The sequence below is a fragment of the Pseudomonas sp. A genome, from assembly GCF_056270345.1.
Genome location: NZ_CM149873.1, coordinates 1,093,753 through 1,120,348, shown reverse-complemented (window position 1 = coordinate 1,120,348; position 26,596 = coordinate 1,093,753). Strand labels below are relative to the sequence as shown.

Annotated in this window: 22 protein-coding genes; 14 read left to right on the top strand and 8 right to left on the bottom strand. The window is 65.7% G+C overall.

The window, feature by feature from the left end:
* Positions 1-108: 108 nt before the first annotated feature.
* Genes ftsX through ftsY form a run of 3 tightly spaced genes read right to left on the bottom strand, consistent with a single transcriptional unit; the run spans position 109 to position 3,463 of the window.
* Positions 109-1,137, bottom strand: a complete 1,029-nt coding sequence (gene ftsX / locus AC0MAZ_RS05080; RefSeq protein WP_232854892.1) for a permease-like cell division protein FtsX — start codon at positions 1,135-1,137, stop codon at positions 109-111.
* Positions 1,134-1,805: a cell division ATP-binding protein FtsE gene (gene ftsE, locus AC0MAZ_RS05075; RefSeq protein WP_011531723.1), complete on the bottom strand. Its 672-nt coding sequence runs from the start codon at positions 1,803-1,805 to the stop codon at positions 1,134-1,136. The genes ftsX and ftsE overlap by 4 nt, the downstream gene beginning before the upstream one ends.
* A complete protein-coding gene (gene ftsY, locus AC0MAZ_RS05070) occupies positions 1,802-3,463 on the bottom strand; it encodes a signal recognition particle-docking protein FtsY (RefSeq protein WP_475860435.1) in 1,662 nt (553 codons plus the stop codon). Before ftsY ends, ftsE begins: the two co-directional genes overlap by 4 nt.
* A 234-nt stretch (positions 3,464-3,697) precedes the next feature.
* On the opposite strand from ftsY, the gene AC0MAZ_RS05065 reads away from it, so the two are divergent.
* The 6 genes from AC0MAZ_RS05065 to AC0MAZ_RS05040 all read left to right on the top strand — a co-directional run bounded on the left by AC0MAZ_RS05065 (position 3,698) and on the right by AC0MAZ_RS05040 (position 11,016).
* Positions 3,698-5,053 (top strand): M16 family metallopeptidase, encoded by a 1,356-nt coding sequence (locus AC0MAZ_RS05065; protein WP_234562107.1) that lies wholly within the window; start codon positions 3,698-3,700, stop codon positions 5,051-5,053.
* Complete coding sequence (locus AC0MAZ_RS05060; protein ID WP_475860432.1) at positions 5,046-6,539, top strand: M16 family metallopeptidase; 1,494 nt, start codon at positions 5,046-5,048, stop codon at positions 6,537-6,539. Before AC0MAZ_RS05065 ends, AC0MAZ_RS05060 begins: the two co-directional genes overlap by 8 nt.
* Complete coding sequence (gene rsmD / locus AC0MAZ_RS05055; RefSeq protein WP_330103416.1) at positions 6,539-7,141, top strand: 16S rRNA (guanine(966)-N(2))-methyltransferase RsmD; 603 nt, start codon at positions 6,539-6,541, stop codon at positions 7,139-7,141. Before AC0MAZ_RS05060 ends, rsmD begins: the two co-directional genes overlap by 1 nt.
* A gap of 84 nt (positions 7,142-7,225) precedes the next feature.
* The gene (locus AC0MAZ_RS05050; protein WP_475860430.1) at positions 7,226-8,563 is read left to right on the top strand and encodes a M16 family metallopeptidase; all 1,338 of its coding nucleotides are present in this window, start codon (positions 7,226-7,228) and stop codon (positions 8,561-8,563) included.
* Complete coding sequence (locus AC0MAZ_RS05045; RefSeq protein WP_475860428.1) at positions 8,560-9,963, top strand: M16 family metallopeptidase; 1,404 nt, start codon at positions 8,560-8,562, stop codon at positions 9,961-9,963. Before AC0MAZ_RS05050 ends, AC0MAZ_RS05045 begins: the two co-directional genes overlap by 4 nt.
* 60 nt (positions 9,964-10,023) lie before the next feature.
* On the top strand, positions 10,024-11,016 hold the full coding sequence (locus tag AC0MAZ_RS05040; RefSeq protein ID WP_475860425.1) for a hydrolase: 993 nt from the start codon (positions 10,024-10,026) through the stop codon (positions 11,014-11,016).
* 104 nt (positions 11,017-11,120) lie between these two features.
* Here the strand turns inward: AC0MAZ_RS05040 and AC0MAZ_RS05035 are convergent, their stop codons facing one another.
* Together AC0MAZ_RS05035 and AC0MAZ_RS05030 are read right to left on the bottom strand one after the other, a co-directional pair.
* Positions 11,121-11,975 (bottom strand): sulfurtransferase, encoded by an 855-nt coding sequence (locus AC0MAZ_RS05035; RefSeq protein ID WP_203648560.1) that lies wholly within the window; start codon positions 11,973-11,975, stop codon positions 11,121-11,123.
* Positions 11,976-12,010: 35 nt separating this feature from the next.
* The gene (locus AC0MAZ_RS05030) at positions 12,011-12,676 is read right to left on the bottom strand and encodes a TetR/AcrR family transcriptional regulator (RefSeq protein ID WP_050707373.1); all 666 of its coding nucleotides are present in this window, start codon (positions 12,674-12,676) and stop codon (positions 12,011-12,013) included.
* Between the two features lie 146 nt (positions 12,677-12,822).
* On the opposite strand from AC0MAZ_RS05030, the gene AC0MAZ_RS05025 reads away from it, so the two are divergent.
* The 6 genes from AC0MAZ_RS05025 to ggt all read left to right on the top strand — a co-directional run bounded on the left by AC0MAZ_RS05025 (position 12,823) and on the right by ggt (position 19,119).
* On the top strand, positions 12,823-14,253 hold the full coding sequence (locus AC0MAZ_RS05025) for a coniferyl aldehyde dehydrogenase (protein ID WP_475860422.1): 1,431 nt from the start codon (positions 12,823-12,825) through the stop codon (positions 14,251-14,253).
* A gap of 13 nt (positions 14,254-14,266) precedes the next feature.
* Positions 14,267-14,752 (top strand): twin-arginine translocation pathway signal protein, encoded by a 486-nt coding sequence (locus tag AC0MAZ_RS05020; protein WP_203648564.1) that lies wholly within the window; start codon positions 14,267-14,269, stop codon positions 14,750-14,752.
* A gap of 135 nt (positions 14,753-14,887) precedes the next feature.
* Entirely contained in the window at positions 14,888-16,495 is a 1,608-nt protein-coding gene (locus AC0MAZ_RS05015; RefSeq protein ID WP_475860419.1) for a GMC family oxidoreductase, read from the top strand.
* Between the two features lie 101 nt (positions 16,496-16,596).
* Entirely contained in the window at positions 16,597-17,076 is a 480-nt protein-coding gene (gene coaD, locus AC0MAZ_RS05010; RefSeq protein WP_028689146.1) for a pantetheine-phosphate adenylyltransferase, read from the top strand.
* Between the two features lie 109 nt (positions 17,077-17,185).
* Positions 17,186-17,437 carry a YfhL family 4Fe-4S dicluster ferredoxin gene (locus tag AC0MAZ_RS05005; RefSeq protein WP_011531711.1) on the top strand — a complete coding sequence of 84 codons (252 nt, stop codon included), beginning with the start codon at positions 17,186-17,188 and terminating at the stop codon, positions 17,435-17,437.
* Positions 17,437-19,119, top strand: a complete 1,683-nt coding sequence (gene ggt, locus AC0MAZ_RS05000) for a gamma-glutamyltransferase (protein ID WP_475860416.1) — start codon at positions 17,437-17,439, stop codon at positions 19,117-19,119. The genes AC0MAZ_RS05005 and ggt overlap by 1 nt, the downstream gene beginning before the upstream one ends.
* A 168-nt stretch (positions 19,120-19,287) precedes the next feature.
* Here ggt and mutM read toward each other — a convergent pair whose 3' ends face one another.
* Together mutM and AC0MAZ_RS04990 are read right to left on the bottom strand one after the other, a co-directional pair.
* A complete protein-coding gene (gene mutM, locus AC0MAZ_RS04995) occupies positions 19,288-20,100 on the bottom strand; it encodes a bifunctional DNA-formamidopyrimidine glycosylase/DNA-(apurinic or apyrimidinic site) lyase (RefSeq protein ID WP_232854886.1) in 813 nt (270 codons plus the stop codon).
* Positions 20,101-20,103: 3 nt separating this feature from the next.
* The gene (locus tag AC0MAZ_RS04990) at positions 20,104-20,922 is read right to left on the bottom strand and encodes an HDOD domain-containing protein (protein WP_232854953.1); all 819 of its coding nucleotides are present in this window, start codon (positions 20,920-20,922) and stop codon (positions 20,104-20,106) included.
* Between the two features lie 234 nt (positions 20,923-21,156).
* On the opposite strand from AC0MAZ_RS04990, the gene AC0MAZ_RS04985 reads away from it, so the two are divergent.
* Entirely contained in the window at positions 21,157-22,353 is a 1,197-nt protein-coding gene (locus AC0MAZ_RS04985) for a class I SAM-dependent rRNA methyltransferase (protein ID WP_232854885.1), read from the top strand.
* Between the two features lie 171 nt (positions 22,354-22,524).
* On the opposite strand, the gene AC0MAZ_RS04980 is transcribed toward AC0MAZ_RS04985, so the two are convergent.
* Positions 22,525-24,201, bottom strand: coding sequence for a DUF4153 domain-containing protein (locus AC0MAZ_RS04980; protein WP_232854884.1), 1,677 nt, complete (start codon positions 24,199-24,201; stop codon positions 22,525-22,527).
* Between the two features lie 317 nt (positions 24,202-24,518).
* Between AC0MAZ_RS04980 and ilvD the strand changes: the two genes are divergently transcribed.
* Complete coding sequence (ilvD, locus tag AC0MAZ_RS04975) at positions 24,519-26,360, top strand: dihydroxy-acid dehydratase (protein ID WP_232854883.1); 1,842 nt, start codon at positions 24,519-24,521, stop codon at positions 26,358-26,360.
* Positions 26,361-26,596 lie beyond the last annotated feature (236 nt).

The window sequence follows — 26,596 nt, the reverse complement described above, 5'->3', positions numbered from 1 at the left end:
AGTACCTCCGGCTTACAGACTCGTGCCTTGTGGGCACTGCCAGCATAGACAAGGAACCGTTGTACAAGTTCCAGGATGAAAAATTTGTCAATACTGGCCATGAAACATTTATCGCGGCGCGAGCTCGTTCAGGTGACGAGCAACGGCGATCCATGCACCGATATACCCCAACAGCACCGCCCCGATCAAGAGTGAAAGACCATCGGAGGCCGGTACGCCACCCAGGGCGAAATCACTGCCGTACAGGCCGGACAGCCCGACCACCGCGTCGTTCAGCCAGTTCAGGCCGAACGCCAGGATGCCCCAGGCCAGTACGCCCGCGCCCAGGCCATACAGCGCGCCCATGTACAGGAAAGGTCGGCGCACGTAGCTGTCGGTGCCACCGACGAGCTTGATCACTTCGATCTCGACCCGGCGGTTTTCGATATGTAGACGAATTGTGTTACCGATTACTAACAACAGAGCAGAAATCAGCATCACCGCCAGGCCGAAGACGAACCGGTCACCCAGCTTGAGGATTGCCGCCAGGCGCTCGACCCACACCAGGTCCAGCTGCGCCGCTTCCACCCGCGGCAACTCGGACAGGCGCTGACGCAAGGCCTCCAGGGCGGGCTTGTCGACCTCGGTCGGGGTCACCACCACCACGCCCGGCAGCGGGTTGTCCGGCAACTCGCGCAGCGCCTCACCCAGGCCCGACTGCTGCTGGAACTCTTCCAGTGCCTGCTCGCGGCTGACGTACTGGGCCTCGGCGACGCCGGGCATGCCCTTGATCTCGTCACGCAGCGCCTCGCCGTCGCGGCTGCTGGCGTCGAGCTTGAGGTACAGCGAGATCTGCGCCGCGCGCTGCCAGGAACCGCCGAGTTTCTCAACGTTCTTCAGCAACAGCGACAGGCCCATGGGCATGCTCAGCGCCACGGCCATCACCAGGCAGGTGAAGAAACTGCCGATCGGCTGCTTGCCCAGTCGGCGCAGGCTGTCGGCCAGGCTGGCGCGGTGGCTTTCCAGCCAGGCGTGCAGCAGGGTGCTGAAGTCCGGGCCATCGTCGTCGTGATCGCCACGCTTTTTCTTCGTCGGTTGTGGGTCGGCGGCTTTCGGCGCCACGCGCTCGGAAACCTTTGGTGTACGTGTGGTGCTCATTGCCCGGCCTCCCCATCGCCGATCAAGCGGCCGCGTTGCAGCGTCAGCATGCGGTGGCGCATGCGCGCGATCAGCGCCAGGTCGTGGCTGGCGATCAATACCGTGGTACCCAGGCGATTGATGTCCTCGAACACGCCCATGATCTCGGCGGCCAGGCGCGGGTCGAGGTTACCGGTGGGCTCGTCCGCCAGCAGAAGGGCCGGCTGGTGGACGATGGCGCGGGCAATGCCCACGCGCTGCTGCTGGCCGGTGGACAGGTCGGCCGGGAACAGCTCGCCCTTGTCGCTCAGCGACACGCGCTCCAGCGCCGAATCCACGCGCTTGGCGATCTCGGCCTTGGACAGCCCGAGGATCTGCAGCGGCAGGGCGATGTTGTTGAACACCGTGCGGTCGAACAGCAGTTGGTGGTTCTGGAACACCACGCCGATCTGCCGGCGCAGGAACGGGATCTGCGCGTTGCTGATCTGGCCCAGGTCCTGCCCGGCCAAAAGCAGCTTGCCGCTGGTCGGACGTTCCATGGCCAGCAGCAGGCGCAGCAGGGTGCTCTTGCCGGCGCCGGAGTGGCCGGTGACGAACAGGAACTCGCCACGACGCGCCCGGAAGCTCAGCTCGTGCAGGCCGACGTGGCCGTTGGGATAGCGCTTGGCTACCTGTTCGAATCGGATCATGAAGGTTCCCGCTCGGCGAACAGCGCCTTGACGAAGGGTTCGGCCTCGAAGGTGCGCAGGTCGTCGATACCCTCGCCCACACCAATGAAGCGGATCGGGATATTGAACTGCTTGGCCAGGGCGAAGATGACGCCGCCCTTGGCGGTGCCGTCCAGCTTGGTCAGGGCCAGGCCGGTCAACTCGACGCTCTGGTTGAAGTACTTGGCCTGGCTGATGGCGTTCTGCCCGGTACCGGCATCGAGCACCAGCAGCACCTCGTGGGGCGCCTCGGCGTCGAGCTTGCCGATCACCCGACGGACCTTCTTCAGCTCCTCCATCAGGTTGTCCTTGGTGTGCAGGCGGCCGGCGGTGTCGGCGATCAGCACATCGACGCCACGGGCCTTGGCGGCCTGCACGGCGTCGAAGATCACCGAGGCCGAGTCGGCTCCGGTGTGCTGGGCGATCACCGGGATCTGGTTGCGCTCGCCCCAGACCTGCAGTTGCTCCACCGCCGCGGCGCGGAAGGTGTCGCCAGCAGCGAGCATGACCTTCTTGCCTTCGAGCTGCAGCTTCTTGGCCAGCTTGCCGATGGTGGTGGTCTTGCCGGCGCCGTTCACGCCGACCACCAGGATTACATAGGGCTTGCTCTGCGCCTCGATCTTCAGCGGCTGCTCGACCGGACGCAGCAAGGCGGCCAGCTCATCCTGCAACGACTTGTACAGGGCATCGGCGTCGGCCAACTGTTTGCGGGCGACCTTCTGCGTCAGGTTCTGGACGATGGTCGAGGTGGCCTCGACGCCGACGTCGGCGGTCAGCAGGCGGGTCTCGATCTCGTCGAGCAGGTCGTCGTCAATGACCTTCTTGCCCAGGAACAGGCTGGCCATGCCCTCGCCGATGCTGGCGCTGGTCTTCGACAGGCCCTGCTTGAGGCGGGCGAAGAAGCCTGTTTTGGCGGGTTCGGCTGCGACTGGAGCGGGTTCCACGGCAGCCGGAGCGGGAGTGACAGGCGCTTCTGGTTCCGGCTCGACCACAGGGGCAATCACCACCGGTGCTGGCTCGGGCACCACCACCTCAGGGGGCTGGCGCTCAGGGATAGCCGGCGGGACCTTGGGTTCCAGGTCAGGCACCAGCGCCACCGGCTCTTCCGCGACCGGCAGCACCAGGTTGCTTACAGGCGCAGGCGGTGTTGGCTCGGGCACAACCGTTGACAGGTCCGACGCATTCGCGGGCAAGCCCGCTCCCACAGGAGGCTGCGGCGTCTGAGGCACCGCGGCAGGCTCGGCCGGGACTTCTGCCGGCACAGACTGGGGTGCTTCGAGCACTACAGCGGGCTGCGGCGCCTGAGGCACCGCGGCAGGCTCAGGTTCGGCCGTCTGGACAGGCTCGACCGGGACTTCCACCGGCACAGGCTGAGGTGTTTCGACCACCGGTGCGGTCAGCGGCGCAGCGGCGGGCTCCGGCTCGGCCGGCGCGCTTACCGGCGCAGGCTGGGGTGCCTCGGCCAGCGGAGCGGGCTGCTCGGCGGGAGGCGGCTGTACCACCGGCGCCTCAGCGGGCGGTTGGGGGGCTTGCGGCTGTTCGGCGACAGGTTGCTCCGGCTTCTTGCGGAACCAGCTGAACAGGCCTTTCTTCTCGCCAGCCGCGGCCGGCGCTTTTTTGTCGTCGTTGGAACCAAACATGGAAGACGGCTATCTCAGGGTAGCGATGCGCCAGCAGTGGTGCATCGGGAATTCTTGGGTCACGCAGAACAGACTACTGTGAAGCCAGCGGGTTCATGCGCAACGTTTTGTCGTAAGGGCCTGCGGGCCAGAACGGCGACAGGCATGGTCGCCAGGCAACCGGATCAGTATCCTAGCACCTCCTGGCCCGCCGACGCTAAACCCAAGCGGGCCGCCGAACAGGTTGAACACCGTATGAATGCTCTAGCCCGCCGCGCCGCTGGCCTGTTGCTCGGCACGTTGTGCCTGCCGCTGGCGGCCTTCGCCGCCGATGTGCAACCCACCCACGAATTCATCCTCGACAACGGCCTGAAGGTGGTCGTGCGCGAGGACCACCGTGCGCCGGTGGTGGTTTCGCAGATCTGGTACAAGGTCGGCTCCAGCTACGAGACGCCGGGCCAGACCGGCCTGTCCCACGCCCTGGAGCACATGATGTTCAAGGGCAGCGCCAAGCTCGGCCCCGGCGAGGCCTCGCGCATCCTGCGCGATCTCGGTGCCGAGGAGAACGCCTTCACCAGCGACGACTACACCGCCTACTATCAGGTGCTGGCCCGTGACCGCCTGCCGGTGGCCTTCGAGCTGGAGGCCGACCGCCTGGCCAGCCTGCGCCTGCCGGCCGACGAGTTCAGCCGCGAAATCGAGGTGATCAAGGAAGAACGCCGCCTGCGCACCGACGACCAGCCCAACGCCAAGGCCTTCGAGCTGTTCCGCGCCATGGCCTACCCGGCCAGCGGCTACCACACCCCGACCATCGGCTGGATGGCCGACCTCGAGCGCATGAAGGTCGATGAACTGCGCCACTGGTACGAGTCCTGGTACGCACCGAACAATGCCACCCTGGTGGTGGTCGGCGACGTCAAGCCCGACGAGGTGAAAGCCCTCGCGCAGAAGTACTTCGGCCCCATCCCCAAGCGCGCCGTGCCGCCAAGCAAGTTGCCGCTGGAGCTGGCCGAGCCGGGCCTACGCCAGCTCACCCTGCACCTGCGCACGCAACTGCCCAGCCTGGTCTACGGCTTCAACGTACCGGCCCTGGCCACGGCCAAGGACCCGCGCAGCGTCAACGCCCTGCGCCTGATCTCGGCCCTGCTCGACGGCGGCTACAGCGCCCGCATGCCGGCGCGCCTGGAGCGCGGCCAGGAACTGGTGGCCGGCGCCTCGTCCAGCTACAACGCCTTCACCCGCGGTGACAGCCTGTTCATGATCTCGGCCACGCCCAACGTGCAGAAGCACAAGACCCTGGCCGAAGTGGAGAAAGGCATCTGGCAGCTGCTCGACGAACTCAAGACCACGCCACCGACCGCGGAAGAACTCGAACGCGTGCGCGCCCAGGTGATCGCCGGCCTGGTCTATGACCGCGACTCCATCAGCAGCCAGGCCACCACCATCGGCCAGCTGGAAACCGTCGGCCTGTCGTGGAAGCTGATAGACAGCGAGCTCGACGACCTCAAGCGCGTGACCCCGGAGGACATCCAGGCCGCCGCCCGCACCTATTTCACCCGCGAACGCCTGAGCGTTGCCCATGTACTGCCCGAGGAGTCCGCTCATGAGTGATCGCAGCGCACCGCGCTACACCCTGTTCGGCCTGGCGATCATCGTGCTGGTGGTGGCCGTCGCCGTGCTGTTGGCGCGCCCGGCCCAGTCCGACAGCCAAGGCAAGGCGGACACCGCGGCCCGCCCATCCAACACCCTGCAATCGCTGGCCGAACTGGACGGCAAGGCCCCCAGCCGGCGCCAGCTGAACATCCAGCACTGGTCCACCGCCGAAGGCGCCCGCGTGCTGTTCGTCGAGGCCCGCGAGCTGCCGATGTTCGACCTGCGCGTGACCTTCGCCGCCGGCAGCAGCCAGGACGGCGGCACCCCGGGCCTGGCCACCCTGACCAACGCCATGCTCAACGAGGGCGTGGCCGGCAAGGACGTTACCGCCATCGCCGAGGGCTTCGAAGGCCTGGGCGCCGACTTCGGCAACGGTTCGTACCGCGACATGGCCGTGGCGTCGCTGCGCAGCCTCAGCGCCAGCGACAAGCGCGAGCCGGCGCTGAAGCTGTTCACCGAGGTGGTGGGCCAGCCGACCTTCCCCGAGGATGCCCTCAAGCGCATCAAGAACCAGCTGCTGGCCGGTTTCGAGTACGAGAAGCAGAACCCGGGCAAGATCGCCGGCAAGGCCCTGTTCGCCAACCTCTACGGCAAACACCCTTACGCCAGCCCCAGCGACGGCACCGCCGAAACCATCCCGGGCATTACCCTGGAACAGCTGCGCGGCTTCCACGCCAAGGCCTACGCGGCCGGCAACGCGGTGATCGCCCTGGTCGGCGACCTCAGCCGCGGCGAAGCCGAAGCCATTGCCGCCCAGGTCTCCGCCGGCCTGCCCAAAGGCCCGGCCCTGGCCAAGCCCGAGCAACCGGTCGAGCCCAAGCCGGGTGCGACCCACATCGATTTCCCGTCCAAGCAGACCCACCTGATGCTGGCCGAGCTGGGCATCGACCGTAACGATCCGGACTGGCCGGCCCTGTCGCTGGGCAACCAGATCCTCGGTGGCGGCGCCTTCGGTACCCGCCTGATGAGCGAAGTCCGCGAAAAACGCGGCCTGACCTACGGCGTGTACTCGGTGTTCAGCCCGATGCAGGTACGCGGCCCGTTCATGATCAACCTGCAGACCCGCGCCGAACTCAGCGAGGGCACGCTCAAGCTTGTGCAGGATATCCTTGCCGACTACCTCAAGAGCGGCCCGACCCAGCAGGAGCTGGACGATGCCAAGCGCGAGCTGGCCGGCAGCTTCCCGCTGTCCAACGCCAGCAATGCCAGCATCGTCGGCCAACTGGGCGCGATCGGCTTCTACAACCTGCCGCTGAGCTGGCTGGAAGACTTCATGCAGCAATCCCAGGCGCTGACCGTCGAGCAGGTCAAGGCCGCCATGAACAAGCATCTGGCGGCGGACAAGCTGGTGATCGTCACCGTCGGCCCGAAGGTGGCCCAGCAGCCCCTGCCGGCCCCCACTGACAAACCCGCCGAGCAGCCGCTCGGCGTACCGGAGCACTAATGGCAAGACCCAACACCCCAGCGCGCCCGGCACCGGGCGCCAGCAAGGGCCCCGGCCAACTGCGCATCATCGCCGGCGAGTGGCGCAGCCGCCGCCTGGCCGTGCCGGAAGGCGAAGGCCTGCGACCGACGCCTGACCGTGTGCGCGAGACCCTGTTCAACTGGCTGGCGCCGCACATCGAAGGCGCACTGGTGCTCGATGCCTTCACCGGCAGCGGCGCGCTGGTGCTCGAGGCGCTGTCCCGCGGCGCCGAAAACGCCGTGGCGCTGGACAGCAACCCGGCGGCCATCGCCAATCTCAAGAACAACCTCGAACTGCTGCGCTGCCCGCGTGGGCAGATCCTGCAGACCGACGCCCTGCGCTACCTGCAAGGCCCGGCCAAACAGCAGTTCGATGTAGTGTTCCTCGACCCGCCGTTCCACCAGGACCTGCTGGCCAACACCTGCAACCTGCTGGAGCAGGGCCAGTGGCTGCGCGAGCAGGCGTGGATCTACACCGAAAGCGAAGCCGTGCCCTCTTCGCTGCCGATGCCAGGCAACTGGCGCCTGCACCGCGAGAAGAAGACAGGCCAGGTGCACTACGCGTTGTGGCAGCGCAGTTGAGAAAGCCCTAACTATGTAGTGCTGGCAGACGCGCATTTTTGCTGAAGCTGCTCCGGTTCACCACCAACCAGGAGCACTTCGGCCATGTCATCGCCTCCCCTTCTCGACGACGCAGTGGTCTCTGCCGGCCTAACGGCCATCGCAGCCGCACCATCGGCAGCGTTACAACACTTCACGCTGGACAACGGTTTGACCGTCTACCTGCGAGAGGACCACCGCACCCCACTGGCAGCGGTTCAACTCTGGTACCACGTGGGTGCCAGCGATGAACCGGCGGGCCAAACCAACCTTTCGCACCTTCTGGAACACCTGATCTTCGATGGCAGCAGCAAACTCGCCAAAGGTCAGTACCTACAGGTGATCGCGCGCCTGGGCGGCAAAGCCAATGGCACCACCACAGACGACGCGACGGCTTTCGATATTCAACTACCCGCGATACGCCTGCCGATCGCCCTGGAAATCATGGCTGATGCCATGACCACTGCAACCTTCGGCCAGCCTGAAATGGACCTGGCGATAAAAGCGGTCGAAGACGAGCGCCGGCTGAAAATCGACAACGCCCCGTTGCAGCAAGCAAGTCATCAGCACTTGAAGCTCGCACATGCGGGCAGCCCTTACGGCAATCCCACCTTCGGCTTCGCCAGTGACCTGAACAACCTGACGCTCGACACGCTGCGCAGTTGGTACGACCAATGGTACGCACCAGGTAACGCCACGCTCGTGGTAGTAGGCGCCGTCGACCTCACAACGCTCAAGCAGCACGTGGCCCGGTATTTTGCAGACCTGCCTGTAGCAGCCACAACGCCGCGCCGCGCCCCACGCCACGAATTACCGTTAAAGGCGCGAAGCCAGGCTGTAGGCCTGCCTATGGGACGTGAGGGGTTGTTCATGTCATTCAACGTGCCAAGCCTGGCAACTGCGCCCCAGGCAACCACAGGCCCAGCGCTGAAGCTGCTCGGCGAGCTGCTCGGCAAAGGTTTCAGCGCAAGACTGTACAGCCGTTTGGTGCGCGACAGGAACGTACTGAAGGGGGTTGTGCTTTCCTACGACCCGCTGCTTCGCGGCGACACCCTGCTGACGATTTCTGCGTACGTGAATACCGACAACTGCACCCCTCACGACGCTGCCGAAGAAATCTACAAATTGGTAGATGAACTGCGCCACACATCGCTCACTCAGGAAGAACTGGATCGCACGAAACTGCGCCTGCTTGCCCGCTACCTGTTCAACCAGGAAAGCATCACCTGGCAAGCCAGACTTATTGGACAAGCAGCTGCCTCAGGCCTGGGGCCTTCGTTGATCGACCAGCAGGCCAACATCGTCCGACACCTCGACAGCGCAACCGTACGCCAAGTCGCACTCGACTACCTGAGCCGCGATAGGCTGACTGTTACCTACCTGCAGCTCGGAGATCCAGCATGAATCAAGCAGCCAGTACCTCCACGCCGTTGACCTGCAGCGGCCCTTCCACCGATGCAGCGGTCGCCGCCATGGCCGGTTTGAACGCTGCCCAAGGCATTGATCTGACGCAACCGCAATCGTTGGCGGTCAAGGTCCAGCAGTGGGTCACTCCCGAAGGTGCCCGGGTCAGCTTCATGCCGGCCCATGAACGGCCGATGTTCGACCTGGCGCTTCGCTTCCGTGCCGGTAGCGTGCTCGATGGCGACAACCCAGGCCTAGCCGCTCTTGTCTTGTACAGCCTCGACCAAGGTACCGAACAGCTCGATAGCACTCGGTTCGCCCAGCTTCTCGAAGGCCATGGCGCAATCATGAACAGAAGCATCAAGCACGATGAAGCCGTGGTTACCCTTCGCTGCCTGAGCCTGCCCGCACTGCGGGCCAGTGTTCTGTCGCTGTTCACGCAAATGCTCGCCCAACCGGCATTGCGCCCGTCCGACGTTGCGCGCATTCGTGAGCGACTAGCCATCGCCCAGCGAGCACGAGCATGGTACCCCTCGACAAGAAAGTCGGACGCCACCATGGCCCACGTGTTCGCCGATCACCCCTATGCCATCCCTGTGACAGGCACGGCCGAAGGGCTTGATGGCATTACGGACCAACAGCTACGGGCCTTTCACCAGCGCGCCTATTCGGCCAACAACGTCGATATCGGCCTGGTGGGCGACCTGTCACCAGCAGAGGCGCACCAACTGGTTGCCGACCTCGTTCAGGCGCTACCGCAAAACTGGGCGGCACAGCTGCCAGCCCTCTCCCCAGCGCCGAGCGCGCACACACAACGCCTTGAAAGGGCAGGAACCTCGACCTCGGTCATGCTCACAGTGCCGGTCAACGTATCGCCAGGGAGCCCATGGCATCCCGCACTGGTCATGCTGGATGAAATTCTCGGGGGCGGCTTCGAATCGAGGCTTGTTCAGGAGCTTCGGGTCAAGCGCGCCCTGACCTACAGCGCCAGCTCAACGCTGCAACCGTTCGATGCTGCCAACCTGCTGCAAGTCGAGTGGGATATTGCTCCTGAGTTTCGCGACGCCTCATGCATGCTGGTCGCAAACATGCTGGCATGCCTGGGTACGCATGGACCGACCCAGGTTGAATGCGACTTGGCCTTGAGCCAACTGGTCGGCAAGTTCCAGCATACCCTGGCAAGCAATGAGGACCTGGCCAAGTACCTGGCGACGTTCAGCCATCAGGAGCTGCCTGCGGACCACCTGGCGACCTACTCCGACAAACTGGCAGCGCTGACCCCGGCAGACATCCGCGAGGCCGCAAGGACACTGCTGGCCAAAGCCCCACAAGTAGTCATAAGCCTGGGCCCGGACGTAGAACAGTTACCCTTGCCACCTCCGCCAGATGCCGACCAATAGCGCAGGTACAGCGGCGGTGTTTCATGGCACTCTAGGCAGGCACACCACGAGTCGCCCAGCATGCCCAGCCTCACCGCCACCTTCCGCCCGGCCACCGGCCTGTCCAACCCCCACCTGCAGACACTGTGGGGGCCTCTCTGGCGCAAGCTCCCGGACCTGCCGCGCAACCGCGAGCGCCTGTGGCTGGCCGACGGCGACTTCCTCGACCTCGACTGGCACGGGCCACACCAACCCGACGCGCCGTTGGTGCTGGTGCTCCACGGCCTCACCGGCTCGTCCAACTCGCCCTACGTCAAAGGCCTGCAACTGGCCTTGCAGGGGCGTGGCTGGGCCAGCGTCGCGGTGAACTGGCGCGGCTGCTCGGGCGAGCCCAACCTGCTGGCGCGTAGCTACCACTCCGGGGCCAGCGAAGACCTGGCGGAGATCATCGGTCACCTGCGGGCGCAGCGGCCACTGGCACCGTTGTATGCCGTGGGCTACTCGCTGGGCGGCAATGTGCTGCTCAAGTACCTGGGAGAAAGCGGCTCGGCCAGCCTGCTGGAAGCTGCGGTGGCGGTTTCGGTGCCGTTTCGCCTGGACCAGTGCGCCGACCGCATCGGCCTGGGCTTCTCGAAGATCTACCAGGCGCATTTCATGCGCGCGATGCTGGCGTATGTGCAGGACAAGCAACGGCACTTTCGCGACAAGGGCCACCATGAAGGACTGGCGACCCTCGACCGCCTGGGGCCATTGCATGACCTGCGCACCTTCTGGGACTTCGATGGCAAGGTGACCGCGCCACTCAATGGCTTCAGCGATGCCCACGACTACTACCGCCGGGCATCCAGCCGCTATTACCTGGGAGAGAACCGTACGCCGACACTGATCATCCATGCCAGCGATGATCCGTTCGTATTCGGTCATAGCCTGCCGGCTGCGAATGAACTGGCGCCCCTGACGCAGTTCGAACTGCACAAGCGCGGTGGCCATGTGGGATTCGTCGAGGGCAGCCTGCGCAATCCGGGGTACTACCTGGAACGGCGTATTCCGCAATGGCTGATGGACGGGCGCTAGCCCTCATCCAGGAGCAGGGCTGAGAGAGGACTTCGTGGGAGCGGGCTTGCCCCGCGATGGCATCACCGGCCCATCGCGGGGCAAGCCCGCTCCCACGTTACGAATTACTCGCCAGTCGCCACGCCACGCTGCGGATCGTTGATCCATTCACTCCACGACCCGGCATACAGCCGCCCCAGCGGATACCCCGCCAGCGCCAGGGCAAACAGGTTGTGGCAGGCCGTCACGCCAGAGCCGCAATAGGCCACCAGATCCTCCGGCGAACGACCGGCCAGCTTTTCGGCAAAACGCTGCTTCAGCTTGTCGGTCGGCAGGAAGCGCCCGTCGGCTCCAAGATTGTCGGTGAACGCCGCACATTTGGCGCCCGGGATGTGCCCGGCCACCGGGTCGATCGGTTCCACCTCGCCACGGAAACGCGGCAGCCCGCGGGCATCGATAAGGGTCAGCGCCGGATCGTCCAGGCGCTTGACCAGGTGTGTGGCGTCGATCTGCAGCTTCATGTCCGGCTCGCCGCTGAACGTCCCCTCGCGACGCACGGGCGGGTCCAGGCTCAACGGCAGGTGGGCGGCATGCCAGGCCTTCAGGCCGCCGTCGAGAATGAACACCGCATCGCGCTTGCCCAGCCAGGCCAGCAGCCACCAGGCCCGGGCGGCGAAGGCACCGGGACCATCGTCGTAGAGCACTACCTGGCTGTCGTTGTCTACGCCCCACTCGCGCAGGCGCTCCACCAGCCGCTGCGGATCGGGCAGCGGGTGACGCCCCGTGCGGCCCTTGACCACCGGCCCGCTCAGGTCACGCTCAAGGTCGGCGAAATGCGCCCCGGCGATATGCCCCTCGGCATAGCTGCGTTGGCCGTAGTCGACGTCCTCCAGGGCAAAGCGGCAATCGAGGATCACCAGGCCGGGCGCGTCCAGGCATTCGGCCAGCTGTTGCGGGGTGATCAGTTGCGCAAGGGGCATGACAATCTCCTGATGAATGGCTCGAAGACCCCGGTTCACTGCTCCAGGGCCTGGTTGAAAGGAACGTGGAACTCATCGCACAACGCCTGCACCGCGGCACGCGAGCCTGGGGTGACATACCCCAGTTCCAGCACCACCACCTGATAGACGCCGCGCATGAACGCTTCTTCACCCAGGTGCGCGCAATGCTCGCGGGTGGTGCTGAGAAAACGCACCCAGGAGGTCAGCACGATCCACGCGTTGATGGTCAGCGACTCGATCTGCGGGCCGTCCATGCTCAGGATGCCAGCCTCGACAAAGCCCCGGTAGATCGCCTGCCCCTGCAGCAGGCAGCGCCGCGAGAAACGCCGGTAACGGGCGGCCAGCTCCGGGTCGCTGTCGAGCAGGTGCTCCAGGTCACGGTGCAGGAAACGGTAGTTCCACATCGCCGCCAGCAGCGCCTTGAGGTAGAAGCGCTTGTCCTCGACGGTGGCGATGCGGCCCTGGGGCGGGCGCAGGAAGCTGTCGACCAGTTCTTCGTACTGGTTGAACAGCACGGCGATGATCGCCTGCTTGTTGGGGAAGTGGTAGTACAGGTTGCCGGGCGAGATTTCCATGTGCGCGGCAATGTGGTTGGTGCTGACGCAACGCTCGCCCTGCTGGTTGAACAGCTCCAGGCTGCTCTGCACGATGCGCTCTCGGGTCTTCATGCGCGGGGCCATGCTCAGCTCCAGTCTCCAGCTTGATTGATCGGACCCATCTTACGGCTTCCCGTAGGTCGGGTGCACCGCCGGCCAGGTGAAAAAGAGTGCACCATCGTACCAATTAGAGTATATGCTCTATTCACTTGTCACCCCCCGGAGCCGCCATGACCTCGCCTGCCGTCCTCCCCCCTGTGCAATCCGACCTCGACCTGCAAGCGACGTTCGACGCCCTGCGTCGGGCCTTCGCCGACAACCCGATGCCCCCGGCCGCGCAACGCCGGCAGTGGCTGAAAAGCCTGCGTGAGGCGCTGCTGGCCGAGCAGGAGACGCTGATCGCGACCATCGACGCCGACTTCAGCGGCCGCAGCCGCGACGAGACCCTGATCGCCGAGCTGATGCCGTCGGTCCTCGGCCTGCGCGACGCGGAAAAACAGCTGGGGCGCTGGATGCGCGCCTCGCGGCGCAAGGTCGGCCTGGCCTTCCAGCCCGCCAGCGCGCGGATCGAGTACCAGCCACTGGGGGTGGTGGGGATCATCGTGCCGTGGAACTACCCGCTGTTCCTCGCCATCGGCCCGCTGACCGGCGCCCTGGCGGCCGGCAACCGGGTGATGCTCAAGCTCAGCGAGTCCACGCCCGCCAGTGGGCAGGCCATCAAGGACCTGCTCGGGCGTGTGTTCCCCAGCGATCTGGTCAGTGTAGTACTGGGCGAGGTGGAGGTCGGCCAGGCCTTCGCCCGCCTGCCTTTCGACCACCTGCTGTTCACCGGTGCCACCAGCGTCGGCCGCCATGTGATGCTGGCCGCCGCGCAGAACCTCACCCCGGTGACCCTGGAGCTGGGCGGCAAGTCGCCGGCCATCGTCTCGGCCGATGTGCCGCTGGACACCGCCGCCGAACGCATCGCCTTCGGCAAGACCCTCAATGCCGGGCAGACCTGCGTCGCCCCCGACTACGTGCTGGTGCCCCGCGAACGCCTGGACGCCTTCGCCGATGCCTACCGCCGCGCCGTGCATCGCTTCTATCCGCGCCTGACCGACAACCCCGACTACAGCGCGATCATCAACGAGCGGCAGCTCGGTCGCCTCAATCGCCTGCTCGACGATGCCCTTGAGCAAGGCGCCCAGGTGCTCGACCTCTACCCCGACGAGCCCCGCCAGGGCCGCCATCTGCCGCCACACCTGCTGCTGCAGGTGCACGACGGCATGCAGGTGATGCAGGACGAGATCTTCGGCCCTTTGCTGCCGCTGGTGCCCTACGACCGCCTGGACGACGCCCTGGCCTACATCAACCAGCGCCCCCGGCCCCTGGCGCTCTACTATTTCGGCTATGACAAAGGTGAGCAGGCACGGGTACTGCGCGACACCCACTCAGGCGGCGTCTGCCTCAACGACACCCTGCTGCATGTGGCCCAGGACGACCTGCCGTTCGGCGGCGTCGGCCCGTCCGGCATGGGCCACTACCATGGCCACGAGGGTTTCCTGACCTTCAGCAAGGCCAAGGCCGTGCTGGCCAAGCAGCGCATCAATGCCGCCAATACGATCTACCCGCCCTATGGCAAAGCCTTGCAGCGCTTGGTCTACAAGCTGTTCATCCGCTGAGCGCAGGCGCCTCATGCATCGTCGCGACCTGCTCAGGTTCAGCTTCGGCGCCAGCCTGTTCCTGGGTGCAACCAGCCTGGTCGGCTGTACGCCGCAGGCGGCCTCGCCCGGTTATCAGGTCCTGCGTGATGACGACCTGCCGCTGCTGCAGGCCCTGATACCCGTCGTGCTGGCGGGTACCCTGGCTTCCACCGAATTGGTGCTGCACAGCCTCGACCACAAGCTGGCGGCGCTGTCGCCCGCCATGCTCAAGCTGACCCGGCAACTGTTCGACGTGCTCACCCTGCCGCTGACCCGAGGGCCGCTGACCGGCATCTGGGGCGGCTGGGCCGGCGCCACGGATACAGAGCTGGACCGCTTTCTCGAACGCTGGCGGGACAGTTCGCTGAATCTGCTGCGCCAGGGCCATGCCTCGCTGCTGCAACTGCTGCTCATGGCCTGGTACGAACGCCCCGAGGCCTGGGCAGCCTGCGGCTATCCAGGGCCGCCGAAGGTCTGACCTGTCACATACTCCTGTAGAAGCGGGCTTGCCCCGCGAACACCGGCAAAGCCGGTGCCAGGCACAGCGCTGCCTGCTTCGCGGGGCAAGCCCGCTCCCACGAACCGCCGACTCGCAAAATAAAAAGGGAAGCCAATGCCCGTCCCCGACCCCTTTCGCCAAGGCCTCGCTCGAGGCTGGATCACCCACGATGGCTCGCGCCTGGCGCAGGACCTGGGCCTCGAAGCCGACGTCGCCGTGATCGGCAGCGGTGCGGGCGGCGCCACTACCGCCGAACGGCTGAGCGCGGCCGGCCTCAAGGTACTGCTGATCGAGGAGGGCCCACTGAAGACCAGCAGCGACTTCCACCTGCTGGAACACGAAGCCTATGCCGACCTCTACCAGGAAGGCCTGGGCCGCCTGAGCAAGGACGGCGCCATCACCATCCTGCAGGGCCGGGCAGTGGGCGGCACCACCCTGGTCAACTGGACCTCGAGTTTCCGCACACCGCCACAGACCCTGGAGCACTGGGCCCGCGAACATGGCGTCAAGGGCCTGGACAGCGACAGCCTGAAGCCCTGGTTCGAACGCATGGAGCAGCACCTGGGCATCAGCCCCTGGATGATGCCGCCCAATGCCAACAACGACGTGTTGCGACGCGGCTGCGAGGCGCTCGGCCTGCGCTGGGCGGTGATCCCGCGCAACGTGCGCGGCTGCTGGAACCTGGGCTACTGCGGCATGGGCTGCCCGGTCAACGCCAAGCAGTCGATGCTGGTCACCAGCATTCCGGCCACCCTCGAGCAAGGCGGCGAACTGCTCTACCTGGCCCGCGCCGAACGCTTCAGCCACGACGGCCAACGCATCGACCACCTGCAATGCCAGGCCCTGGACGCCCAGGGGATCCAGCCCACGGGCCGCCAGGTTCGGGTGCGCGCCCGTCACTACGTACTGGCCGGCGGCGGCATCAACAGCCCGGCCCTGCTGCTGCGCTCCGACGCACCCGACCCTCACCAGCGCCTGGGCAAGCGCACCTTCCTGCACCTGGTCAACTTCAGCGCCGCGCAGTTCGAAGCGAAGATCGACCCGTACTACGGCGCGCCGCAGTCGATCTACAGCGACCAGTTCCAGTGGCAGGACGGCGTCACCGGCCCGGTCGGCTACAAGCTCGAAGTCCCGCCGCTGCACCCGGCCCTGGCCAGCACCCTGCTCGGCGGCCATGGCCAGGACAATGCCCTGCGCATGGCCGAGCTGCCCCATACCCATGTGATGCTGGCGCTGCTGCGCGACGGTTTTCACCCGGACAGCCCCGGCGGCCAGGTGGAATTGCGTAGCGATGGCTCGCCGGTGCTCGACTACCCGGTCACCGACTACCTGCGCGACGGGCTGCGCCGGGCCTGGCACAGCATGGCGCAGATCCAGCTCGCCGCCGGTGCTCGCCGGGTGCTGCCGGTGCATGGCGATGCCCGGTATGTCGATAACCCGGAACAGGCCAAGGCGTTGATCGACAGCCTGCCCCTGGAACTCCACCGCATGCGCCTGGGCAGCGCCCACGTCATGGGCGGCTGCGCCCTGGGCGAGGATCCTCGGCAGGCGGTGTGCGACAGCCTGGGCCGGCATCACCAGCTGGAAAACCTGTCGATCCACGACGGTTCGCTATTCCCCACCAGCATCGGCGCCAACCCGCAGCTGTCGGTCTATGCCCTGACCGCCCTGCTCAGCGAGGCGCTGGTCGGCCGCCTGGCATCCGCGCATGACAGCCAATAGCCATGCTGTCTATAGTGCCATCGACCAGCCACGCGACTTGGCCGAGCTCAATCGCTGCGCTACCATCCGACTCCCCAACGCACTCCAGCCAGGATGACGCGATGAACCGAGTGTTGTACCCGGGTACTTTCGACCCCATTACCAAAGGCCATGGCGACCTGGTCGAGCGCGCTTCGCGCCTGTTCGACCACGTGATCATTGCCGTGGCGGCCAGCCCCAAGAAAAACCCCCTGTTCCCCCTGGAACAGCGGGTAGCGCTGGCCCGCGAGGTCACCAAGCACCTGCCCAATGTCGAGGTCATCGGCTTCTCCTCGCTACTGGCGCATTTTGCCAAGGAACAGAACGCCAATGTGTTCCTGCGCGGCCTGCGCGCGGTGTCCGACTTCGAATACGAGTTCCAGCTGGCCAACATGAACCGCCAGCTGGCGCCGGACGTCGAGAGCCTGTTCCTCACGCCGTCCGAGCGCTATTCGTTCATTTCCTCGACGTTGGTTCGGGAAATCGCCGCGTTGGGCGGTGATATCAGCAAGTTCGTCCACCCCGCCGTGGCCGATGCGCTGACTGAGCGCTTTCGCAAGTAAGCCGCGCGGTCACGATGTCGCGCCCGCGTGCACTGCGGGCGCGAATCCGGCACAATTGTGCCCATCGCTTTGAAACATGCCCGGGCCCAACGCCCCGGCCGGAGTCTCCATGTCCCTGATCATCACCGACGATTGCATCAACTGCGACGTCTGCGAACCCGAGTGCCCGAACGCCGCCATCTCGCAAGGCGAGGAGATCTACGTGATCGACCCGAACCTGTGCACCCAGTGCGTCGGCCACTACGACGAGCCCCAGTGCCAGCAGGTCTGCCCGGTGGACTGCATCCCCCTGGATGAAGCCCACCCGGAAACCGAAGACGAGCTGATGGCCAAGTACCGCCGGATCACCGGCAAGGCCTGATGCCGTTCGTCGCCGCGCTCCGCCACGCAGCCCTCGGCGCCCTCCTGGCGCTACTGGCCCATGGCGCCCTGGCCGCCGGGCCAGGCCAGGCGGCGATCGCCAGCCCGCACGGTGAAGCCACCGCGGCGGCAAGGCAGATCCTGCAGCAGGGCGGCAACGCCTTCGATGCCGCCGTGGCCATCGGCGCCACGCTGGCCGTTGTCGAGCCCTACGGCTCCGGCCTTGGCGGTGGCGGGTTCTTCCTGCTGCGCGAGAGCGCCGACAGCCCACGCTATGCCTTCCTCGACGCCCGCGAGCGCGCCCCGGCCGCCGCCCGGGCCGACATGTATCTAAAGGACGGCAAGGTACAGCCGGGCCTGTCGGTCAATGGCCCACTGGCCGCGGCGATCCCGGGCCTGCCCCAGGCGCTGGCCGACCTGGCCGCGACCCACGGCAGGCTGCCGCTCAAGGACAGCCTGGCCCCGGCCATTCGCCTGGCCAACCAGGGCTTTGCCGTCGACCGCATCTACCGTGACCGCGCCACCATGCGCCTGAGTGCCCTGCGCGACAATGCCGAAAGCGCCCGGTTGTTCCTTGCCAACAATGACGTACCGGCGCTAGGCACGGTGATTCGCCAGCCGGAACTGGCCGCCACCCTGCAGGCCATGGCCGAACACGGCCGCGACGGTTTCTATCAAGGCCCGACGGCCCACCGCCTGGTCGAAGGCGTGCGCCAGGCCGGCGGTGTCTGGACCCTCGATGACCTCGCCGGCTACCGCACCGCCTGGCGCGAGCCACTGCGTTATCCACTGGCCGACCAGCGCGAGCTGATCAGCAGCCCGCCGCCCTCGGCTGGTGGCGTGGCCCTGGCCCAGAGCCTGGCCATGCTCCAGCGCCTGCCCTGGCAGAGCGCCGAACCGGTGCAGCGCAGCCATTATGTGATCGAAGTACTGCGCCGGGCCTACCGCGACCGCGGGCTGCTGGGCGACCCGGACTACGTGGCGAACCCCATCAACCGCCTGCTGGGGCGCCAGTACCTGACCGGCCTGGCCGACAGCATCGACGTGCGCCAAGCCACCCCCAGCAGCGCCCTGCCCCCCTCACCGGCCTGGCGCGAGGGCGACCACACCACCCACTTCACGGTGATCGACGCCGACGGTAATGCGGTTTCCGCCACGCTCTCGGTCAACCTGCCGTTCGGCGCGGCGTTCAGCGTGCCCGGCACCGGCGTGGTGCTGAACAACGAGATGGACGACTTTGCCGCCGATCCCACCGGCAGCAACAGCTATGGACTGGCCGGCAGCCAGGCCAACGCAGTGGCGGCGGGCAAGCGGCCCTTGTCGAGCATGAGCCCGACCTTCATCGAAAGCCCGAGCCAGTTCGCCAGCTTCGGCACGCCCGGCGGCAGCCGGATTCCGAGCATGGTGCTGCTGTCGGTGATGGGGTTCCTCGAAGGGCGGCCGGTGGCCGAGTGGCCGGCGACGCCGCGCTATCACCATCAGTACCTGCCGGATGTGGTGGAGCATGAGCCGGGGACGTTCAGCGCCGCACAAAAAGCCGAGCTGCAGGCGCGCGGGTATAGGTTGAAGGATGTGGGGCGTAACTATGGCAACCAGCAGGTGCTGTATTGGGACAAGGCTGCCGGGACCGTGGAGGCGGCCAGTGACCCCAGGGGTGTAGGGCAGGCGGCGGTAGTCGACTGATCCGGCCCTATCGCGGGGCAAGCCCGCTCCTACAGATCCCCTGCTACCCCTTGAGGCAGCAAAAATCCTGTGGGAGCGGGTTCACCCGCGAACACCGGCGAAGCCGGTGCCATCCTCCGCGCCACCTTCTTCGCGGGTAAACCCGCTCCCACAGGGCTCGCATGTCACTTAACGCTGGCATTTCGGGCAGAACACGCTCGCCCGCTGTCCCAGCTTCACTTCGCGCAGCTCGGTGCCACACAGCTTGCACGGCTGGCCCCCGCGCCCATAGACGAACAGTTCCTGCTGGAAATACCCCGGCTGGCCATCGCCACCGATGAAATCGCGCAAGGTGGTCCCACCCTGCTCGATGGCCGCCGCCAGCACCCGCTTGATCTCGATCGCCAGCTTCAGGTAGCGCGCCCGGGAGATCCCGCCCGCCTCGCGGCGCGGGTCGATCCCGGCGGCGAACAGCGCTTCGGTGGCGTAGATGTTACCCACCCCCACCACCACCGCGTTGTCCATGATGAACGGCTTGACCGCCATCGACCGACCCCGCGACAGCTGGAACAGCCGCTCGCCGTCGAACAGGTCGGTCAGCGGCTCCGGCCCCAGCCGTATCAGCAATTCGTGGTTGAGCGGGTCGAGGCTCCAGAGCATGGCCCCGAAGCGGCGCGGGTCGGTGTAACGCAGCATCAACCCCGACTCGAGCTCGATATCCACATGTTCGTGCTTGGCCGCTGGCAAGCCCAGTTCGACCAGGCGCAGGTTGCCCGACATGCCCAGGTGGCTGATCAAGGTGCCGACCTCGGCGTTGATCAGCAGGTACTTGGCGCGGCGCTCGACGCTGACGATGCGCTGCCCCGACAGACGCACGTCGAGGTCTTCCGGGATCGGCCAGCGCAGGCGCCGGTCGCGCACCACCACGCGGCTGACCCGTTGGCCTTCCAGATGGGGCGCGATGCCGCGCCGCGTCGTCTCGACCTCTGGCAGTTCCGGCATGGCTCAGTGCCCGCCCAATTCGCGGATGTTCTGCTTGAGCTGCTCGAAGTCGTAGTCGGTCAGGCCGATGTAGTCCAGCACCAGCGGGCCAACCATGTTCCACTCGTGGTCCACGGTCTGGTTGCCCAGCACGCGGTAGGAGGCGCAGATGTGCTCAGACATCTTCAGCACCGCCAGCAGGTTCTTCAGCTGGGTCTGGGTATTGCGCGAGGACTCGTCGCGGAACACCGCCAGGGCGTTGTGGTGGTTGGCGATGGCGGCGCTGATGTGCTCCGGCAGGCGCCAGGACTTGGCGGTGAAATAGCCGACCACCGAGTGGTTGGTGTTGAACACGCGGTTCTCGGTGTCCACCACGCGAATCTCGTCATTGGCCTTGGCGTAGGACTCTTCCAGCACTTCCATGTAGTTGGGGAAGCGCTTGTGCATCAGCGGCACGCCGCAGTCGTGGAACAGGCCCAGGGTGTAGGCCTCGTCCACCGCCTGGATACCGGTGCGCTTGGCCAGGGTCAGGCAGGTCATGGCCACGTCCTGGGCGGTGTCCCAGAACGGGTTGAGGGTGACGATGGTCTCGTCGCTCATCTCGCCCCTGATCGACTGGGCGTTGATCAGGTTGATGATCGAGCGGCTGCCCAGCAGGTTCACCGCGCGCTGGATCGAGCCGATCTTGTTCGCCAGGCCGAACTGCGCCGAATTGACCAGTTTCAGCAGGGCGCCAGACAAGCCCGGATCCTGGCTGATCAGCTTGGCGATGGTCTCGAGGTCCGGGTCGGGCATGTACTGCTCGAACTGCAGGTCGACCATGATCTGCGGCTGCGGCGGGATGGTGATGCCCTGCAGGGCTTGCTGGATCTGTTCGGCGGTAAGTTCCTGGGACATTCGTGCATTCTCGCTGGGGACGGGGGATTCTAACCCTGTACGCCGGCAGGGTAACTATCAGTGGATCGTTGGATCCAAGAATTTCTTTAGCCCCGCGATGATGCCAACGTTTGGTCGCGCCCCACAGCGAAGCCTTGGCCAACACGGTATACTCCCGCTCTTTTTTCCCGGAGCGACGTCATGTCCCTGCCCAGCCTTCGCCTCAAAGCCAATGCCGACCGCCGCCTGCGCGCCGGCCATCTGTGGGTCTACAGCAATGAAGTCGACGTCGCCGCGACCCCGCTGCAAGGCCTGAAGGCGGGCCAGCAGGCCATCCTCGAAGCCGCCAACGGCAAGCCCCTGGGTGTGGTGGCGATGAGCCCGAACAACCTGATCTGCGCCCGCCTGCTGTCGCGCGACATCAAGCTGCCGCTGGACAAGTCGCTGCTGGTGCACCGCCTGAACGTCGCCCTGTCGCTGCGCGAGCGTCTGTTCGACAAGCCGTGCTACCGCCTGGTCTACGGCGACTCCGACCTGCTCCCGGGCCTGGTGGTCGACCGCTTCTTCGACATCCTCGTGGTGCAACTGGCCTCGGCCACCATGGACGCGCACAAGGACGACGTCATCGCCGCCCTGGTCCAGGTCCTGAAACCAAGCGGCATCCTGTTCAAGAACGATTCCGCCGCCCGCGACGCCGAAGGCCTCGGCCGCTATGTCGAGACCGTCTACGGCGAAGTACCAGACTGGGTCGCGCTGGAAGAAAACGGCGTGAAGTTCGAGGCCCCGGTGCGCGAAGGCCAGAAGACCGGCTGGTTCTACGACCACCGCATGAACCGCGCCCGCCTGGCCCCCTACGTCAAGGGCAAGCGCGTGCTGGACCTGTTCAGCTACATCGGTGGCTGGGGCGTGCAGGCCGGCGCATTCGGCGCCAGCGAAGTGTTCTGCGTGGATGCCTCCGGCTTCGCCCTCGACGGTGTCGAGCGCAACGCCGCGCTGAACGGCATCAGCGAGAAGCTGACCTGCATCGAAGGTGACGTGTTCGAAGCGCTGCGCGAGCTGAAGGCCGCCGAAGAGCGTTTCGACGTGATCATTGCCGACCCGCCCGCCTTCATCAAGCGCAAGAAAGACCTGAAGAACGGCGAGGCCGCCTACCGCCGCCTCAATGAACAGGCCATGCGCATGCTGAACAAGGACGGCATCCTGGTCAGCGCCTCGTGCTCGATGCACCTGCCCGAGGACGACCTGAACAACATCCTGCTGACCAGCGCCCGCCACCTGGACCGCAACCTGCAACTGCTCGAGCGCGGTGGCCAGGGACCGGACCACCCGGTGCACCCGGCGATCGCCGAGACCCGCTACATCAAGAGCATCACCTGCCGGTTGCTGCCCAACAGCTAAGCAACGTTTGTTTGAGGCTGCTGCGCAGCCTTTCGCGGCACAAGGCCGCTCCTACAGTGGTTGATTACGCGGTCACTGTAGGAGCGGCCTTGCCGAGGCGTCGGACCGGCCGGAAAGGGCCGCAGAGCGGCCCCGGCTCCCTCAAACGCTCACGCTCATGCCCGTCAACCACTATCGCCTGAAGTCCGGCACCAGTTCCTGCCCATCAATACTGAGCGTCTTGTAACGCGGAGCCACCAGTTTCACCGCACCCTCGCGAATCCCCTTGGCCAGGCCCTCGAGGTTTTCCATCCGACCGCTCAGGCTGCCCACCTCACGCCACTCGCGCTCCTCCCAGGTGAACACGAACACACTCGATGCATAGGTGTGCCGGGGGATCATCAGCACTTCATTGTGCCCATCACCATCCAGATCGACCGCCCACAAATAGCATCCCTTACCACCGCACTGGCTTTGTCCAAGGGTCGAGTCGGCCAGTGACTCGCTGGTGGATTGCACAGGCCCCAGCCACTCGAACTTCGGACCATGGGTTTCGACCACCTCCGGCCGACGCACCTGCGCCATCAACCCCAGCAATTGCTCGCGGCGCCCCGCATCGAACAGTTCATCAGTTTCCAGCCGCTTCTCCAGTTGCTCGAAGGCTGCACGCCCAGGCTGACCGAGGTCGCGGTACAAGGTCCCGGCATCGAACTCGGTGATTGGCGTGCGTCCACCGAGCAGGCGCTCGACCTGACTCTTCGCACTCAACACCTGCGGGTCGAGCAACGGTGTGTAGAACAGCACTATCAGCACCGCGCTGAGCAAGGCGATCAACGGGTTGCTCAGCCGCAGGCTATTCAGCCAGGCCTGCCGTGAGCTCACCACCGCCCACACCGCCGCCAGGCTGTGCGCCAGCATCACACCCACCAACAGCATGGCCATGATGCGCGACGGGGTCAGGCCGTACTGGTCGATGCGCATCCAGCTGGCATAAGCCGCCAGGCCCACCAGTACCGGCAGGCAGAGCAGGCTGGCTTCGACCAAGCGTTTGAGCGGCGCAGGATAGGCATTGCCCTGATGGCCGTCCTGAAACACGCCATTGGCCAGGAACAGGTTGATACCTGCCAGCACCAACAGCAGAGCGGTCGAATAGCCCGTGTCCCACACCGGCTGCAGGCCGCTGAAGGGCAGTGTCAGGGTGAACACCACGGCGATCAGCGCACTCAACGGCAACAGGAAGCGACAGAGTGTCAACAGGATGCCGCGCAACAACCCGATGACCTTCTCGTTGTCCCGCCCCATGCGCATCCCCAGGGAGAACACCACCGGCAGCACCAGCCAGAGAAACACCGGGGACTCCACTACATCCGTGACCTGCGGTATGCCGAGCATGCCGAACAGCAACGCACACAACCACAGCAACTGCCAGAACAGGCCGGTCAACAGTTGCGCCAGGAAAAGAATGAACACGTTGTTCCAGGCATGCCGGAACAGGTCCTCATAGCGCGGCCGCCCATTTTCGCGGGTCGGCCAGGCAAGAATGAACGCGGTGCCGATATAGCCCAGCACGATGGCGGCCAGGAACCAGGTCTGCTGCAGCCAGCCCATGCGCCCGCTATCCAGGACCCAGGCACTGATCCCGCTGATCAGCAGGGTCAGGCCCAGCACCAGCCAGCCGGTGCCACGCTGGCGCACCGCGCTGCCGAGCAGTTGCAGGTTCACGCCGGCCACCACCACCGCGGCGCACAGGGCGACCGACAGGTTGAAACCGAGCAGCTCGCCCTGCCCCTTCACGGTGGCGAGCAACACCAGGCCCTGGATCAGGCCGATGACGACATAGAACAATAAGGAGCGGCTAGGCGCTGGCATTGCAAATCCTTTTGGCCAGTGGGACAGGAAGCGCGCAAGTCTACCCAAACCCGCCCGGACCACGCCAAGGCCTTTACCTTGCGGGCTGCCGACAGCCAATTATCACAACGCCATTCCCTCGCGGGCGCGGCGGTGTAGAATCGATCCATTCATCGCCAGACATCCCCGGCGGGTTTATGAGCTCTGGTCGAGCCTGCGGCGATCCCGCGCGGTCTTCGGCCCCCATCCTTGCCAGCGGCAACCGGCCTTCGGCGTTTCAGGACAAGAGAAGCTCACTCCCTATTTACGTGACGTGATTTAGCCGCCAGGAGCGCTCCATGCCTGATTATCGTTCCAAGACTTCCACCCAAGGCCGCAACATGGCCGGTGCCCGTGCCCTGTGGCGCGCCACAGGGATGAAGGACGAAGACTTCAAGAAACCGATCATCGCCATCGCCAACTCGTTCACCCAGTTCGTCCCGGGGCACGTGCACCTGAAGGACCTGGGCCAGCTGGTCGCCCGCGAGATCGAACGCGCCGGTGGCGTGGCGAAAGAATTCAACACCATCGCCGTGGATGACGGCATCGCCATGGGCCACGACGGCATGCTCTACTCGCTGCCCAGCCGCGAGATCATCGCCGACGCAGTCGAGTACATGGTCAACGCCCACTGCGCCGACGCCATCGTCTGCATCTCCAACTGCGACAAGATCACCCCCGGCATGCTGATGGCCGCCCTGCGCCTGAACATCCCGGTGATCTTCGTCTCCGGCGGCCCGATGGAAGCTGGCAAGACCAAGCTGGCCAGCCACGGCCTGGACCTGGTCGACGCCATGGTCATCGCCGCCGACTCCTCGGCCTCGGACGAAAAAGTCGCTGAGTACGAGCGCAGCGCCTGCCCGACCTGCGGTTCGTGCTCCGGCATGTTCACCGCCAACTCGATGAACTGCCTGACCGAGGCCCTGGGTCTGGCCCTGCCGGGCAACGGTTCGACCCTGGCCACTCACTCGGACCGCGAGCAGCTGTTCCTCACCGCCGGTCGCACCATCGTCGAGCTGTGCAAGCGCTACTACGGCGAGAACGATGAGTCGGTACTGCCGCGCAGCATCGCCAACTTCAAGGCGTTCGAAAACGCCATGATGCTCGACATCGCCATGGGCGGTTCGACCAACACCATCCTGCACCTGCTGGCCGCGGCCCAGGAGGGCGAGGTGGACTTCGACCTGCGCGACATCGATCGCCTGTCGCGCAAGGTGCCGCAGCTGTGCAAGGTGGCGCCGAACATCCAGAAGTACCACATGGAAGACGTGCACCGCGCCGGCGGCATCTTCAGCATCCTCGGCTCGCTGGCCCGTGGCGGCCTGCTGCACACCGACCTGCCGACCGTGCACAGCCCAAGCATGGAAGAAGCCATCGCCAAGTGGGACATCACCCAGACCGATGACGAAGCCGTGCACACCTTCTTCAAGGCAGGCCCGGCCGGCATCCCGACGCAGACCGCGTTCAGCCAGTCGACCCGCTGGGAAACCCTCGACGATGACCGCGAGAACGGCTGCATCCGCAGCTTCGAGCACGCCTACTCGCAGGAAGGCGGCCTGGCCGTGCTGTACGGCAACATTGCCCTGGACGGCTGCGTGGTGAAGACCGCAGGTGTCGATGAGTCGATCCACGTGTTCGAAGGCACCGCGAAGATCTTCGAGAGCCAGGACAGCGCCGTGCGCGGCATCCTCGCCGACGAAGTGCAGGCCGGTGACATCGTCATCATCCGCTACGAAGGCCCGAAAGGCGGCCCGGGCATGCAGGAGATGCTGTACCCGACCTCGTACCTGAAGTCCAAAGGCCTGGGCAAGGCCTGCGCCCTGCTCACCGACGGCCGCTTCTCCGGCGGTACCTCGGGCCTGTCGATCGGCCACGCCTCGCCGGAAGCGGCAGCGGGCGGCGCCATCGGCCTGGTGCGCGATGGCGACAAGGTGCTGATCGACATCCCCAACCGTTCGATCAACCTGCTGGTCAGCGACGAAGAGCTGGCTGAGCGTCGCGTCGAGCAGGACAAGAAGGGCTGGAAGCCGGCCGAGGTGCGTCCACGCAAGGTGACCACCGCGCTCAAGGCTTACGCCCTGCTGGCCACCAGCGCCGACAAGGGCGCGGTGCGCAACAAGGCAATGCTCGAAGGGCTGTGAGGCTCTGACGGCATAAAAAAACCGGCGCCTGGTGCGCCGGTTTTTTTATGCCTGTGGCCCCTGCATTGCCCATGCTGGCCCTTTGGGCTGCGTTGCCGCGCTGGGAACTGTCCCCTGTGGGAGCGGGTTCACCCGCGAACACCGGCGCAGCCGGTGCCATACACCGCGCTGGATTCTTCGCGGGTAAACCCGCTCCCACAGGGTCAAGCTAAATCAATAGGTTACGTGTTGTTCCA